Raw genomic sequence first — 14871 nt, forward strand, 5'->3', positions numbered from 1 at the left:
ATCACAACACAAACCGTCTGTTCCTTGAACAGACGGTTTTTTGTCATTGACATATACTTTAAGACAGCTCCGTCCATTTCTGCTGAAGAGACGGTGTTTGATAAGAAGTCATCTGCGTGATTAATTCCTCCGGTTCACTCGAAGCATGTAACAATTGAAGGTGTGATTCATTCGAAAAACCTTCTTGTATACTAAATTTCACCATGTCTATGAGCGGGTTGAAGTAATCATTTACTTGATACAATCCAATCGGCTTTTGATGGATGCCGATTTGTGCCCAGCACAGCACCTCAAATAATTCTTCATATGTACCAAAGCCGCCTGGCATCGCAATAAACCCATCGGCCAGCTCGCTCATTTTTGCTTTTCGTTCATGCATGCCTGTTACCTCAATTAGCTCTGTCAGCTCTTGATGCACGACTTCTCCTCTAAAAAGTCCCTTAGGCATGACCCCGATCACTTGCCCGCCATGTCTCATGACCTCATCGGCAATTGCGCCCATTAACCCAATACGCGATCCGCCGTAAACAAGACGAATGCCCTGCTTCGCCATATAAGCACCCAGCTCTACAGCCTTTTGTTTATAGACATCATTTACACCTGGATTCGAACCAGCAAACACACAAATCGTTTTCATCAAAACAGCCCCATCTCTCTCTATGATTTCTTCACCCACTCATTCTACTATAATGATTTGTAAAGAAACAGCCGTTTCTTCTATATATAGTGTAAAATCAAAAGAGTGAACACCATATAAGGAGCTGTATAGAGAGAATGCAAACAACTGAGATGGAGAAGTGGATCAAAAATTTTTATCAAACGAGAAATTGGACAGAATATGGACCGTTTATCCGGTTAGGCTTCTTAATGGAAGAAACGGGAGAACTCGCTCGAGCTGTTAGAGCAATAGAAATCGGACGAGACCGGCCTGATGAGCAGAGACAGGAATCATCTGAGCTGAAGAAAGAACTCATTGAAGAAATGGGAGATGTTTTAGCAAATCTCCTCATTTTAGCGGATCAATATGATGTCACAGTAGAAGAGGTCTTCAGCGCTCATCAACAAAAACTCACAAAGCGTTTTTCTGGAGAAAAAGAGCCAGTAAAAAACACGTGACCAAGCTGTCACGTGTTTTTTACGCCTTAAAGATGCTGTGGTGAAATGTCATCCGTTCGTTCAAAGAAATGCTGTTTTCCGATATGATGGAATAGTCCCGTTCGATGCAAAAGCTCCTTAGGCTGTGATTGAAGTCCAACGATCATCAGCTTTCCATTATGATGCTTTAACCGATTGGAGATATTCATGAGAACCGCTTCTGCCGATGTGTCCATGTAATTGACTTTATTCATAAGCAGAATGAGCGTTTTCGGTTTTGTTTGAACATGATCCAATATCGAATTTTCTAATGAATCTGTTGTGCCGAAAAAGAGCGGCCCTTCAATGGAATACATACTGATCCCTTTCTCCTCTGTCTGTTTTTCTAAAGCAGCTGCTGTTTCCATTTGAGGAACGGCGACATTTGTATGGATATTGGTCGTCTGGCTCATTTTTTTGATAAAGGCGATAAACGCTAAAATGAGACCAGCAGTGACGCCAATAATCAAATCACCGATCACTGTGAGCAGGAAAGTCACGACCAGTACAAGCGAATCAGCATTTTTCACTTTCAAAATATTGATAAACTCTTTTCTCTCACTCATATTCCAAGCAACAAACATTAAAATCGGTGCCATAGCAGCAAGTGGAATCATCGACGCATACGGCGCAAATACCATTAAGATCAGCAAGACGACAACGCCATGCACCACACCAGAAATCGGACTTGCCCCGCCATTTTTTATGTTCGTGGCCGTTCGGGCAATAGCTCCCGTCGCTGGAATTCCTCCGAAAAGCGGTGCCGCCATATTGGCAATTCCTTGCCCCACAAGCTCTTTATTGCTGTCATGCTTAGAGCCTTTCATATTATCAGCGACCATTGCGGACAAAATCGATTCCACGCCGCCTAAAAGCGCAATGACAATTGCTGGAGGCAGGAGGTATATCATTTTTTCAATCGTCAATTCAGGAAAAGCGAAGGTTGGCAGCTGACGAGGGATTTCACCATATGCAGAGCCAATCGTTTCAACTTGTCCTTGAAAAAAGAGAACGGCTAGAAACGTAGAAGCCAATAAACCTAATAGAGCACCAGGTATTTTGGGAATGTATTTTTGTGCCGCCAAAATCACGATGAGCCCGATGACGGCTGTGATAATGGCGAGACTGTTTGTGGTACCAAGATGGACCACGATTTCTCTCATATTGAGGAAAAAGCTTTCATGTTTTTCAACACCCTTTAATCCGAGGAAGTTGGCAATCTGTCCTGAAAAAATAATGACAGCAATGCCAGCAGTAAAACCGATGATAACCGGACGAGGAATAAATTTCATGAGCTTTCCTAGTTTGAATATTCCGAATAATACAAGCATACAGCCTGCCATAAAACCGGCAATGAGCAAGTTTTCAATACCGTACTGGCTGACGATCCCGAATAAAATTGGAACAAACGCCCCGGTCGGCCCGCCGATCTGATACTTTGAACCACCAAACAATGAAATCAAAATGCCGGCAACGATGACTGTGTATAATCCATATTCTGGTCCGACACCAGATGCAATGGCAAATGCCATGCCTAAAGGAATTGCCACAACGCCCACGACAAGCCCAGCGATTAAATCGCGTCTAAACTTTGATGAATTGTACCCTTCAAATCTTCCATAAAAACGCATGGTATGTGTTGGCCTCCTTCAAGTATGTGTAGATGATTTAGGTATACTGTGGGTCAATTTGTTTGTCTTTCACTACGACATCCAGCTTTCCTGTCGCTGGGTGAATCACCAGTCCATGAACTGCCACATCACTTGGCATCAGTGGATGCTCTTTCACTAATTTCACACTTTGGGCCACGCTTTCTTCAACTGAATCAAAGCCTGTCAGCCAGCCCTTTAAATCAACTCCTGAGTTTTTCACAATGCTTAAGCATTTCTCTTCGATTCCGCGTGCTTTCGCCTTTTCAAGTAAAGGGTCCGCCGCAAGACCTGCCATTCCGCATTCATGATGCCCTACAATGCATACTTCCTCTGCCTTTAGTTCATAGATAGCTAGCAGGATACTCCGCATCACACTGCCGAACGGATGTGTCACGATGGCGCCTGCATTCTTAATGATTTTTGCATCCCCATTGCGCAGACCCATAGATTGCGGCAATAATTCCAAAAGACGGGTATCCATGCACGTTAAAATAACCAGTTTTTTCTCAGGAAATTTACCCGCTTTGTAAGGCTCATAATGTCTCTCATTCACAAACTCTGAATTGTGCTGAAGAATCTGTTCTAATTTTGACTCCATTTTGCCATCTCCCATCTTTTTTTAAGTAACGTAAGCTCGTGTCTGTCCTCCTTTTCTTTCTTGTGTTCTCAAGAATAGAGAAGAAAAATGATAGAAAAAAAAGAAAAAAATGAGAAAACGATGAGAAGAAATATCATCATTTTCTCTATTTTACGCTGCATCCCAACGGCTTCGCGGGTTTGTTTTCAATCTATTGTTCTCATCACACCAAAAGACAATAAAATGGTTTAGTAGAAAATGATCATCCCGTTTAATACATTTCAAATATAATAAATTTTCTATCAAAAAGTCTCGATCTATTTTCCAGTTTGTCAGATAATCTCTCGTAAATTTTTGCAATTTCACATGTCTCATCTACTATCAGCTTATTTTTATATAGATAAAAAATGCATCAGATGGCATAAGAATCTACTTTTTCACTAAGAAAACGTCTTTCTTTACCGTTATTTCAGTATATTAAATATTGAGCTGCTAACATTCAAACGTGTTCTGCCGAAATCGTTGCTTTATAATAAAAGGAGTAAGATGACCAAGTGAAAGGAGCGAATTGACTGTGACACCACACATTTTTGTCGCCAAACCCTTGCCTGCCTCTTTTGAGGAAATGCTAAAGGAACATTGTACATACGAGGTTTGGCAATCCAAAGACCCTATTCCAAGAGACATGTTGTTTGAGAAGCTGCAGCACGCTGATGGTCTTTTAACGTCTGGAACAAAAATCGATCAAGAGCTGTTAGATCACGCACCAAAACTCAAGGTGGTGAGCAATAACTCTGTCGGCTATGACAATTTTGATATAGAAGCGATGAGGCAAAGAGGCGTGATTGGTACGCATACTCCTTATACGCTCGATCATACCGTGGCTGACCTTGCCTTTTCGCTCATTCTCTCCTCTGCACGAAGAATCGCCGAGCTTGACCGTTTTATCCGTGAAGGAAAATGGACGAAATTCGTACAGGAAGAAGAGATCTTTGGCATCGACGTCCATCACCAAACGCTCGGTATTATTGGCATGGGACGTATCGGAGAACAAGTGGCCAAACGGGCAGCACATGGTTTTGATATGAACGTTCTTTATCATAACCGAAGCCGGAATGAAAAGGCTGAATCGGCGTATGGCGCTGTCTATTGTGCACTTGATGATCTTTTAAAACAAGCTGATATCATCGTGTTGATTACACCGCTGACCGAGGAAACATATCATATGATTGGGGAACGAGAATTGAAGTTAATGAAGCAAACGGCTTTATTTGTAAACATTTCCCGCGGGAAAACAGTGGATGAAAAAAGCCTCATTCAAGCACTTCAGGAGGGATGGATCAAAGGTGCTGGTCTTGATGTGTATGAGCAGGAACCGCTTCAAGAGGATCATCCTTTCAAAGAGATGAACAATGTCACCCTAGCTCCTCACATCGGTTCCGCTACTGAAACAACAAGGGATCTCATGCTGAAACGAGCCATTCATAATGTGATTCATGGAATAGATGGGAAGGCGCCTGTTGATGTTGTGAAGGAGCTTGCTTCATCTTGAACTGAAAAGACGCAGAAACTGCGTCTTTTTATTTATTTCTTCAGTAGACATCAGGAGAAAAGACTCATTTTAGCAAAGATCCTGATTCTTTACATTTCCTTCATGTTCGGGTGCTATAATATGAGCTAGACAAGCATCAAGTGGACGGCATCCGATTTCCTTAATAGGAGGATGAAGATGAAAAGATTGAGTTCGGTTTTTACTATGTTCGCTCTGATCGCTGCTATTCTGTTTTCTGGATTTGTCCCGCAGCAAGCTCATGCAGAAACACCTCTTACACCAACAGCCACAACTGAAACTGCTTCTATTCAGCTCACGCCAGATGTGCGCACCCTTGCCGTCATTAATACGTTTGATGGTGTAGCAGATTATTTAATTCGCTACAAACGACTGCCTGATAACTACATTACGAAATCACAAGCAAGTGCTCTCGGATGGGTGGCATCTAAGGGAAATCTAGCAGAGGTGGCGCCAGGTAAAAGCATTGGTGGAGATATTTTCTCAAACCGGGAGGGACGTCTTCCTTCAGCAAGCGGCCGAACATGGCGTGAGGCAGACATCAACTACGTTTCAGGCTTCCGCAATGCAGACCGTCTTGTGTATTCAAGCGACTGGCTCATTTACAAAACAACAGACCATTATGCGACTTTCACACGTATTCGATAATCAATAAAAAAGACAGCCCTATTTGATCTGGGGCTGTCTTTTCTTATGGTGGTTTACGGTATAAGCTTTTTTACGTAATCCTCAAAAGGAAGCGGCAGCGGCTTTTTCGACACTTCTTCGTGTTCATGTGTGGTGACATGATCCTCAGTAACGATCACACGTCCTGTTGGCGTGAGCTTTGACGCAAGCGGTCTTTTGTTAAATGGAGAGGATTCATTTTCATAAATCTCGTGTCTCATTTGGGCTAATACAGACTCGTCCACCTCGTTCAATGTGAAAGCATAGCCTGTTTCAGCGCCATCTCCCTTATCTAATTGGAACAGATGTGTCCCTTTTTCGGTTTCCTCAGCTTTGACGCGAAACCTCATTGACGCTCCTTCCACCCAATCTCCTGTAAAAGGCACAGGCTGAAGAGGTAAATTCACACCAAATCCCGCATCAATGAGGAAGCGTTCGTTGTGATGCTTCAACATGATGGCTACGTGCGTGCCATCAATTGCCCACGTATCCGCTTCTTTGTTATACACTGTGCCTTGAAGAAGCTGTACAGAGAGCCCTGCCTCTTTTAACACATAGTATAAGAGAGGATTGAGATCGTAACAAAGACCTCCTCTGTTTTCTTCAAGAAGATGCTGCTTCAATCCTTCTTGATTCAAAGCGTAGGATTGTTTGTTCAAAACAGATCTATTTTCGAATGGAAAGGTATAGGCCATTTTTTTTAATAATACAGGCAAGTCTTTAAAGGTGATGGACTGGCCTTCATATCCGACCTTCTGTAAAAAAGCTGATTGAATCATGACATTCCCTCCTAAAAAAACTGAGCCTTTGAAGAGACTCAGTTTTCTTGATTGATAAAATCTGTTAACGCCTCAATGGCTTCTTGTTCATCTGCACCATCTGCAATCAGTGTGACAGTAACCCCAGAGCTGATCGCAAGACTCATGAGACCCATAATGCTTTTCGCATTGACTTTTTTCCCATCTTTCTCTAGAAAAATATCAGCACCAAAGCGATTGGCTTCTTGTACGAACAAAGCAGCTGGACGTGCCTGCAAGCCTGTTTTCAGCTGGATGGTGACCGTTTTTTCCACCATATGATCTGCCTCCCTTTTTCATTCTCCTATTTGAGTGTAACAGCTTGTCCGTTTCGTAATTGTTCTGCGATTTGATCTAGCTTTCTTAAACGGTGGTTAATCCCTGACTTGCTGATCTTGCCGCTTTCCACCATTTCTCCAAGTTCCTTCAGCGTGACCTCTTGATAGTCGACTCGCAGTTTGGCAATTTCACGAAGCTTTTCCGGCAGGGCATCAAGCCCAATTTTTTCATCAATGAATTGAATGTTCTCGACCTGACGCAGTGATGCACCTATCGTTTTATTCAAGTTTGCTGTTTCACAATTGACGAGCCGGTTGACGGAGTTCCGCATATCTCGGACGATCCGCACATCTTCAAAGCGAAGCAGTGAGTTATGAGCACCCACAACGCTTAAGAATTCCGTGATTTTTTCTGCTTCCTTCATGTACGTAATGTACCCTTTTTTGCGCTCAAGTGTTTTACTATTGAGATGAAATTGATTCATCAGCTCACAAAGGGCATCATTATGTTCTTTATATAGTGAAAAAATCTCAAGGTGATAGGAGGACGTTTCTGGGTTATTCACAGAACCGCCTGCTAAAAAAGCACCTCTCATATAGGAGCGCTTGCAGCATCTTTTCTTCACAAGTTCTTCTGAAATATTGCGCTCAAATACAAATTGCTCACCTAATATTTTTAAATCCTCTAAAATGGTTTTCGCTCGTTCTACCAGTCTGACAATATACACGTTATTCTTTTTCAATCTCATTTTTTTACGGACGAGCAGTTCGACTGTCACATCGTATTTCTTTTTGAGCAGCGTATAAATCCGTCTTGCAATGGCTGCGTTCTCTGTCTGTATATCTAAAATCAATTTTCGATTAGAGAAAGATAATGAACCGTTCATACGGATGAGGGCAGAAAGCTCTGCTTTTGTGCAGCAGTCCTTCACGTCCAGATTAGTCAGCTCTTTTTTTGTTTCGGATGCAAATGACATCCTTGCCACCCCCATTCCTATTTTTTCTGTTGCAGCAGATCGACAAGCAGCGAGGCTACTTTCAGCGTGTCATGACGAATGACATGCTGGTCATATGTAATGATTTCTCCAGGAATCACTTCTAGTCCCATTGCTTTTAGTGCATCTGTGTCGAATTGGACAGGCTGTGCCTGTTCTTCTGCATATTTTGCTTTGATTTCTTCTGGAATTTCTTTATTGTTCACAAAAATCGTATCGATAAATGGACGATCCATATGATCATTTAATGCCTGCACATGATCAGCTGCACTGTAGGAAAGCGTTTCCCCCGGCTGCGTCATGACATTGCATATATACACTTTTTTCGCCTTAGAGCGAATCACTTCTTCTCCAATATGCGGGACAAGCAAGTTTGGCAAAATACTCGTATACAGGCTGCCAGGCCCAATGACGATTAAATCCGCCTCACGAATGACTTGAATGGATTCTGGCAGCGGTTCAATCGTATCGGGTGTGAGGAACACTCGTTTAATTCGCTTACCATAGGTAGGAATTTTCGATTCTCCTGTCACCATTTGCCCATTTTCTAATTCCGCATGAAGAACAACACTTGAGTTCGCTGCTGGCAATACTTTTCCTCTCACATTTAAAACCTTGCTCATTTCAGTGACGGCATGAAAAAAATCACCGGTTATATTTGTCATGGCCGCAAGAATGAGGTTGCCGAGTGAGTGGCCTGTTAAGTCATTCCCTTTGTTAAAACGGTGCTGAAATAAATCTTCTACAAGCGGTTCAACATCAGAGAGAGCCGCAAGGACATTTCGAATATCACCTGGAGGGGGAATATTCAAATCATGCCGCAGTCTGCCTGAGCTGCCTCCGTCGTCAGCAACCGTTACTATAGCGGTAATGTCCACCGGCTTCGTTTTAAGCCCTCTGAGCAAAACAGATAAGCCAGTGCCGCCGCCAAGAATGACCACCTTTGGTAGTGTCGTCATCTATTTTCTGCTTCTCTTTTCAATGTCCCGGTGAGTGACATGTGTATAGTAATCGTTTTTAAAATACTCCGATAAATAGTTGGCCAGTGTCACAGATCGATGCTGTCCGCCTGTACAGCCGATGGCAATCACAAGCTGGCTTTTTCCTTCTCGTTTATAGGACGGAAGCATAAAGCTGAGGAGATCGATTAATTTCTCTGTGAATTTTTGTGTTTCAGTCCATTTCATCACATAGGAGCGCACTTCTTCATCGTTTCCAGTCTGTGGACGCATGCTCTCAATATAGTAAGGATTCGGCAGGAATCTCACGTCAAAGACAAGATCAGCATCAATCGGCAGACCGTATTTAAAGCCAAAGGACATCACGTTTACTGTAAACACCTGCCCTTGATTCGTGGCAAAGTGCGTGACAATTTTTTCTCGCAGCTGTTTTGGTTTTAAATCCGATGTATCAAAAATCATTTGAGACCGGCCTTTTAACTCCTCTAACAGCTCGCGCTCCATTGCAATTCCTTCAAGCGGCAAACCTGTTGTCGCAAGGGGATGCGAACGTCTCGTTTCTTTGTATCTTGAGACAAGTACCTTATCATTTGCATCTAAAAATAGAATCCTTGGCGTGATCCAGTCAAGATCACTCATTTCATCTAACGCGGCAATTAAGCTGTCAAAAAATTCGCGTCCGCGTAAATCCATCACAAGAGCGACCTTGCTCATCTTGGAATTCGATTCCTTCATGAGCTCTAGGAACTTCGGTAAAAGTGATGGCGGCAGGTTATCAACACAAAAGTAGCCTAAATCTTCAAAGCTTTGAATGGCGACGGTTTTCCCCGCACCTGACATTCCTGTAATAATCACAAGCTGAATATCTTCTTGTTTGTGTGTATTCATGCCTGCTTCCTCTCCTTCTTTATGAAAACGGTTCATGTATTATTCTCCCTGAGGATCTAACCGATAAGCAATCAGCTCAAAATCGGGTGTATACGTAAAAGTGCCGTGCAGAAGTCCTTTTCCTTTAAGCATGAAATCAAGAATATGGGAATCTCCTGGGGCCATCGGCAAATGAGGCACATCCTTTACGTCATGCCACTTTAAAATACCTTCCTCTGACTCTGTTACGTTTTTTCCGGTAAATGAATCTGCCATAAAGGTGAACATCATCCACTCTTGAACGATTTGATCGCCTTCTTTTATGATAAAGGTAAAAACACCTTTCAGCTGCGGATTTAAAATATAAATACCTGTTTCTTCTCTATATTCTCGAACGACTGAATCCTTGACCGATTCTCCGCTTTCCATTTTGCCGCCCGGTGCTACCCACCAGCCCCGTCTTGGCTTTTGCAGCAAGAGAACTTGATCTTCGTGATGCAGCACACAATTCGTTACTCGTTGCATCAGCTGTCACCTACTCTTTTATGTCTTTAACTTATTATACAGGTTCAACCTGACTCCCACAATGAACATGCCCGTTCTTCCCCGAAAACAGACCGGTTTTCGTTTGAATCGTGTAACGGGCAATTTCTCTACTCTTTATTTTACAGCATCTAACGGTTCTCCATGCGTCATTTGTGAACATCTCGTGAATTTCTGATTTTAGGCAAAAAAAAGGACACGGATTCATTCACATCCGTGCCAAACATGTATTCCTTATAAAAGGGGGTCAATTACTAGTTTCATCATAACGGAAAATTATTTCACCCGTGTTACATTCCAGTTAAAAGCCCATGACGCTATATTAAGGATTTACGACAGCCTTTTATTTCGTTGCTTTGAGTTTTTCAGCAAGCTCTTCTACATAATGCTGTGCGCTTTGTGCTGCAATACTTCCGTCACCTGTTGCTGTCACAATTTGACGAAGTGTTTTTTCTCGAATGTCACCAGCGGCAAAAATACCTTCCACTCTTGTTTCCATTCTTTCGTTTGTCTCGATGTAGCCTTCTTTATTTGTAATGCCGAGATTTTCAAATGGTTTAGACAGTGGCAGCATGCCGATATAGATAAAGGCACCGTCTGTTTTAAAGTCTTCTTCTTCACCAGTCACCGTATCAACCAATGTCACACTGCCGACTTTCCCGTTTTCTTCATTGATCTGTTTGACGGTTTTGTTCCACTTGAAGTCAATTTTTTCATTATCAAAGGCACGTGCTTGTAAAATGCTTTGTGCACGAAGTTTATCGCGTCTATGGATAATCGTTACTTTAGAAGCGAAGCGTGTGAGATACACACCCTCTTCTACCGCAGAATCACCGCCGCCGATGACGACAAGCTCTTTGTTTTTAAAGAAAGCCCCGTCACATACTGCACAATATGATACGCCGCGGCCGCCAAGTTCTTTTTCACCTGGTGCACCGATTTTTTTGTATTCAGCCCCTGCCGCGATAATGACAGAGCGTCCTTTATATTCTTTTGAGCCGGCTTTAACGATTTTATATTCTTCACCGTTCACGATTTCTTTAATATCGCCATATGCATACTCTGCACCGAATTTCTTCGCATGCTCAAACATTTTATTTGAAAGTTCCGGCCCTAAAATACTTTCAAAGCCAGGATAGTTCTCGACATCTTCCGTATTCGCCATTTGTCCGCCTGGAATTCCTCTTTCAATCATTAATGTTGAAAGATTTCCCCGTGATGTATAAACAGCGGCTGTCATTCCGGCAGGACCCGCTCCAATGATGATCGTATCGTAGATTTTTTCTTCTGACACAACTGTCACTCCCTCTTCAATTGCTGCTCGCATTTCTTATTAGAATGCCCTTGGGTGATGCTTCCATTCATGACAGATAGCATCATTTCCACTCTTAGCTTTTATTCCTTACCCATATCCTATTAAATCTGCGGGGAATAAGCGAATCATTTGCTCATATCTTCAAAAAAAGAAAAAGCTTCCTTAAACTGCTGTTTAAGGAAGCCTGTTTACGGTTATATAAAAAGTAATGATTTATTCAACGACTCTTCTTACAACGCCATTGAAAGCTTTTTTCCAGTATACGTTGTTCATTGAGTCAACTGAAACACCGCGAGAGCTGTTATCGTTCAAGAATGAACCGTTTCCTAAGTAAATACCAACGTGTCCATTTACTTTATACGTATCAAAGAACACAAGGTCTCCGCGTTTCATGTCAGATGCACTTACAGCTCTTCCTTTACCTACAAGCGTATCTGTTGTTGTACCGCCAACTGGTCCAAGGTTGATGCCTGCTGATGCAAATGCCCAGCGAACGAATGAAGAACAGTCAAAACGACGTGCGTCAATATCGGCTTGTGATCTGCCGCCGCCCCATTTATATGGAGATTGTCCAACAATCGTAGAACCTGTGCTGATTGCACCTTCAATTCCGCCTACGTTACTGCTGACAGGTGATCCACCGCCAGAAGATGGCTTCTTGCTTGGTGCACTGCTGTTGCTGTTATTGTTGTCATTAGAAGGTGATCCACTATTACTTGAAGACGGGCTGCTATCGTTATTTGAGCTGTTGTCTTCCGCTTGGACACTAGCTTGACGCTGCTGCTGTTGTCTTTGCGCTTTTTCTTCTTTTGCTTTTTGAGCTGCTTCTCTTGCTTCTTTTTCAGCTTGTTTTTGTGCAGCGATTGTTGCGTCTTTTTCAGATGCAATGCTGTTAGCCTCACTGTTTAACTCGCTGATTTCAGAAAAAGCACTTCCTTTTTGCTTTTTCACTTGCTTGAATAGCTTGTCTTTTTCATCAAGCTGTTTATTCAAGTCTGATTGAAGCGTTTCAAGCTTTGCAAGTGTGTTTTGCACATTTTCAAGCTTTGTGTTTAATTCGTTTTCAGACTTTTGAAGTTCTGCTTTGTCTTTTTCCTGCTCTTTAATGATTTCACTGTCTGCGTTGATCAGTGTAGATACTGCACCTGCACGGCTGATGAAATCGCTAAAGCTTTTTGCTCCTAGTAATACATCTATGTATTTCGTAGAACCGCCGCTCTCTTGAAGGGCACGTACACGCTTTTTCAAGAACTCGTTTCTTTCTTCAATACGTTTTTCTGTATCAGCAATTTCTTTTTTCAGTGCTTTGATTTCTTTTTTTGTTTTTTCATTTTCTTTTTGTTTTTCTTCGATTTGATCACTTGTTTTTAAAGCTTTCTCATCAATATCTTTAAGCTTTTGAGCAAGTGCCTCTTGTTTTGCTTCAAGCTTTGAAAGCTCTTCTTTTTTCTTTTGAAGATTCTTGTTTACCTCAGATTGCTTGCTGTCTAGTTCTTGTTTCTTTTGTTCAAAGTTCTGTGCGTTTGCTTCATGCGTAAATGGAATAAATAAACCGCTCGCTCCGATCACCGAAGCTAAACCGAAAGTAATAAACTTTTTCACGAATAGTTCCTCCTTTGACAATTTCCCAAGCGACATTAGAAAGCAGCAAATTCTCTGCGATCAATCTGTGCTCTCTATGTCTTTCTTCCTGATTGTTCAGTCAGTTGTTGACCAGATTGTTTCTATCACTAGGTGTTTCATTATGTATAGTAAAATATTTAAATATCTATCTTTATTTTAATCCACGAGTTTCATTATACATGAGACATCGACAAAATGAGCTAATATTTTTATTACATTTATGTTTCAAAAACATGTCGTGATTGTCATACTTCGCCAATTCCTTGCAAATCCCACCTTTTTATCCAAGAAAAAAGCATGACCTTTTCGGCCATGCTCGGATGTTCTGAATCTATTTACCTATTTAATCGATTAACGTACAGATCTCGCGTTCGTATTTAGACAGTGTTTGAACACTGATCTGAAAAGCGGACGCAACATCTTTTTTGCTGACAGCTGCTTCTTGTTCATTCATCCATAGATAATAAGATGCTGCTGCCCAGGCAGGTGCATTTTTCTTATCAATACCAGAAGCACGTGCCTGCTGAATAATATGGAATAACCAAAAATAAGGCATATGGCTGTCAGGCTGAACCGCTTCCTCCAGACTAGATGCCGCCTGTTTTGCAAAAACTGCATCTTCTGAAAAAGACTTTTCTTTCATTTCATCTTCATATAAAAGCAGTTCTATGAATTGCTGTTCAAAGGCCGTTTTCGCTGCGCGTGCATCAAGGACAGACTGCAGAACGTCACGTTCCCCTTTTTGTTTACTGACATAGTACGCAGTCAGCCGTTCCTCAATCGAGACCATTGGCTCAGTCACCTCAGGTTTATCCTGCCACGGCTTGATTTCATCTGCATCGATATCTTCTTCGACCATCTTATCCCAAACCGTTTGGGCGAGCGTCTTGTGGCCTGTATGATAGGCTGCGCTTGCAAGCCAGTATAAAAATGTACTATCTCCTTGAAAACCTGTTTTGTACAAAGAATAAAGCCATTTAAAGGCCCATTCAAATTCTCCCACAAGGGCAAATGTTGCACCAAGCTTATAACGCTGTTCACTTAGTATTGGATACACGTGCGTTAATTGCTTTGCTAACACATTGACCTTTTCTTCTTCTTTTTCATAATGGTAGAAGACTAGCTGGTTGCAAAGGGCATGCAGATTACCGGGATTTTCATGAAGGACCCGGTTCAACATTTCTTTCGCCTGATGGATTCGGCCAGAATAAAAATAGGCCAAAGCGAGATTATTATACGCCGACCAAAATTCTGGATACTCAACAATCATCTGCTCCAGCATCTCAATGGCTTCATCGAGTCTGCCGCTTTCTAGCAAATGGTTTGCTTGATCCTGCTTCACAATCAGGTCATCCTGATCATAAGGAAAATCTTCGTCCTCTTCGTCGCTCATGTCGAGCAGGTCAAGAAGGTCGTCATTTTCATCCGCAAATTCCCCGTTCTCTTCCAGCGCGGCATAAGCAGTAGCTGATTTATATGCCTCTTGAAACAGTCCGAGATTCGCATAATTATTGGCTTTAAAATAGTGGCACTCAGACATGTTTTCATCGATGTGTTCAAGGATGAAATCAAGCAGTTCGTTTGATTGCTGGTAATGACCCATTTCAGTATAAATAATGGCAAGCTGTGACAGCATTTCTACATTTTCAGGCTCAAGTACGATGGCCCGCTGTATCAGCTTACTTGCCCTAGACAGATTTCTTTCTCTATATGCTTTAAGACCTTTATGAAAAAAGTAATGCCCATCTTGAAATAGCTGGACGACTTGTGTGTGATTATTTTGAGAAGTGTATTTACTCACCGATACCCTCCATTTCGAACAGTGTACCGTGTGTAGTATAACATACTTCACCAGTCGTCACATAGAACAAAAGGAAAGGAAGGATTTGTTTTTC

The 14871-nt window shown here is 42.1% G+C and carries 15 protein-coding genes; 3 read left to right on the top strand and 12 right to left on the bottom strand.

Annotation, left to right across the window (positions count from 1 at the left end):
- Positions 1-58: 58 nt before the first annotated feature.
- Positions 59-637, bottom strand: coding sequence for a TIGR00730 family Rossman fold protein (locus tag NSU11_RS16685; RefSeq protein ID WP_149126253.1), 579 nt, complete (start codon positions 635-637; stop codon positions 59-61).
- 137 nt (positions 638-774) lie between these two features.
- Between NSU11_RS16685 and NSU11_RS16690 the strand changes: the two genes are divergently transcribed.
- Positions 775-1116, top strand: coding sequence for a MazG-like family protein (locus tag NSU11_RS16690; RefSeq protein WP_149126252.1), 342 nt, complete (start codon positions 775-777; stop codon positions 1114-1116).
- 26 nt (positions 1117-1142) lie between these two features.
- Here the strand turns inward: NSU11_RS16690 and NSU11_RS16695 are convergent, their stop codons facing one another.
- Complete coding sequence (locus NSU11_RS16695) at positions 1143-2765, bottom strand: SulP family inorganic anion transporter (protein ID WP_024423544.1); 1623 nt, start codon at positions 2763-2765, stop codon at positions 1143-1145.
- A 37-nt stretch (positions 2766-2802) separates the two neighbouring features.
- The gene (locus tag NSU11_RS16700) at positions 2803-3384 is read right to left on the bottom strand and encodes a carbonic anhydrase (protein ID WP_024423545.1); all 582 of its coding nucleotides are present in this window, start codon (positions 3382-3384) and stop codon (positions 2803-2805) included.
- A gap of 553 nt (positions 3385-3937) precedes the next feature.
- Here NSU11_RS16700 and NSU11_RS16705 point away from each other — a divergent pair.
- Entirely contained in the window at positions 3938-4915 is a 978-nt protein-coding gene (locus tag NSU11_RS16705; RefSeq protein ID WP_151862869.1) for a D-glycerate dehydrogenase, read from the top strand.
- 177 nt (positions 4916-5092) lie between these two features.
- The gene (locus NSU11_RS16710) at positions 5093-5581 is read left to right on the top strand and encodes a ribonuclease (RefSeq protein WP_024423547.1); all 489 of its coding nucleotides are present in this window, start codon (positions 5093-5095) and stop codon (positions 5579-5581) included.
- A gap of 53 nt (positions 5582-5634) precedes the next feature.
- Here the strand turns inward: NSU11_RS16710 and NSU11_RS16715 are convergent, their stop codons facing one another.
- The 9 genes from NSU11_RS16715 to NSU11_RS16755 form a co-directional block, all read right to left on the bottom strand.
- Entirely contained in the window at positions 5635-6378 is a 744-nt protein-coding gene (locus NSU11_RS16715) for an arylamine N-acetyltransferase (protein WP_024423548.1), read from the bottom strand.
- Positions 6379-6416: 38 nt separating this feature from the next.
- Entirely contained in the window at positions 6417-6674 is a 258-nt protein-coding gene (locus tag NSU11_RS16720; protein ID WP_024423549.1) for an HPr family phosphocarrier protein, read from the bottom strand.
- 26 nt (positions 6675-6700) lie between these two features.
- Entirely contained in the window at positions 6701-7651 is a 951-nt protein-coding gene (gene whiA, locus NSU11_RS16725) for a DNA-binding protein WhiA (RefSeq protein ID WP_024423550.1), read from the bottom strand.
- Positions 7652-7668: 17 nt separating this feature from the next.
- Positions 7669-8628 (bottom strand): YvcK family protein, encoded by a 960-nt coding sequence (locus NSU11_RS16730; RefSeq protein WP_024427676.1) that lies wholly within the window; start codon positions 8626-8628, stop codon positions 7669-7671.
- On the bottom strand, positions 8629-9516 hold the full coding sequence (gene rapZ / locus NSU11_RS16735) for an RNase adapter RapZ (protein ID WP_024423552.1): 888 nt from the start codon (positions 9514-9516) through the stop codon (positions 8629-8631).
- A gap of 39 nt (positions 9517-9555) precedes the next feature.
- The gene (locus tag NSU11_RS16740) at positions 9556-10020 is read right to left on the bottom strand and encodes an 8-oxo-dGTP diphosphatase (RefSeq protein ID WP_024423553.1); all 465 of its coding nucleotides are present in this window, start codon (positions 10018-10020) and stop codon (positions 9556-9558) included.
- 361 nt (positions 10021-10381) lie between these two features.
- A complete protein-coding gene (trxB, locus tag NSU11_RS16745) occupies positions 10382-11332 on the bottom strand; it encodes a thioredoxin-disulfide reductase (RefSeq protein WP_024427675.1) in 951 nt (316 codons plus the stop codon).
- A 234-nt stretch (positions 11333-11566) separates the two neighbouring features.
- Positions 11567-12955 carry a C40 family peptidase gene (locus NSU11_RS16750; RefSeq protein WP_098677520.1) on the bottom strand — a complete coding sequence of 463 codons (1389 nt, stop codon included), beginning with the start codon at positions 12953-12955 and terminating at the stop codon, positions 11567-11569.
- 364 nt (positions 12956-13319) lie between these two features.
- Entirely contained in the window at positions 13320-14777 is a 1458-nt protein-coding gene (locus NSU11_RS16755) for a tetratricopeptide repeat protein (RefSeq protein WP_024423555.1), read from the bottom strand.
- Between the last annotated feature and the right edge of the window lie 94 nt (positions 14778-14871).

It is taken from the genome of Bacillus sp. FSL R5-0712, from assembly GCF_038593285.1.
Taxonomy (GTDB): Bacteria; Bacillota; Bacilli; order Bacillales; family Bacillaceae; genus Bacillus; species Bacillus safensis.

Coding starts and splice junctions, on each gene's coding strand:
- NSU11_RS16715 (WP_024423548.1), bottom strand. CDS start 6,378: ATGATTCAATCAGCTTTTTTACAGAAGGTCGGATATGAAGGCCAGTCC.
- NSU11_RS16695 (WP_024423544.1), bottom strand. CDS start 2,765: ATGCGTTTTTATGGAAGATTTGAAGGGTACAATTCATCAAAGTTTAGA.
- whiA (WP_024423550.1), bottom strand. CDS start 7,651: ATGTCATTTGCATCCGAAACAAAAAAAGAGCTGACTAATCTGGACGTG.
- NSU11_RS16710 (WP_024423547.1), top strand. CDS start 5,093: ATGAAAAGATTGAGTTCGGTTTTTACTATGTTCGCTCTGATCGCTGCT.
- NSU11_RS16740 (WP_024423553.1), bottom strand. CDS start 10,020: ATGCAACGAGTAACGAATTGTGTGCTGCATCACGAAGATCAAGTTCTC.
- NSU11_RS16685 (WP_149126253.1), bottom strand. CDS start 637: ATGAAAACGATTTGTGTGTTTGCTGGTTCGAATCCAGGTGTAAATGAT.
- NSU11_RS16700 (WP_024423545.1), bottom strand. CDS start 3,384: ATGGAGTCAAAATTAGAACAGATTCTTCAGCACAATTCAGAGTTTGTG.
- NSU11_RS16690 (WP_149126252.1), top strand. CDS start 775: ATGCAAACAACTGAGATGGAGAAGTGGATCAAAAATTTTTATCAAACG.
- NSU11_RS16720 (WP_024423549.1), bottom strand. CDS start 6,674: ATGGTGGAAAAAACGGTCACCATCCAGCTGAAAACAGGCTTGCAGGCA.
- rapZ (WP_024423552.1), bottom strand. CDS start 9,516: ATGAATACACACAAACAAGAAGATATTCAGCTTGTGATTATTACAGGA.
- NSU11_RS16730 (WP_024427676.1), bottom strand. CDS start 8,628: ATGACGACACTACCAAAGGTGGTCATTCTTGGCGGCGGCACTGGCTTA.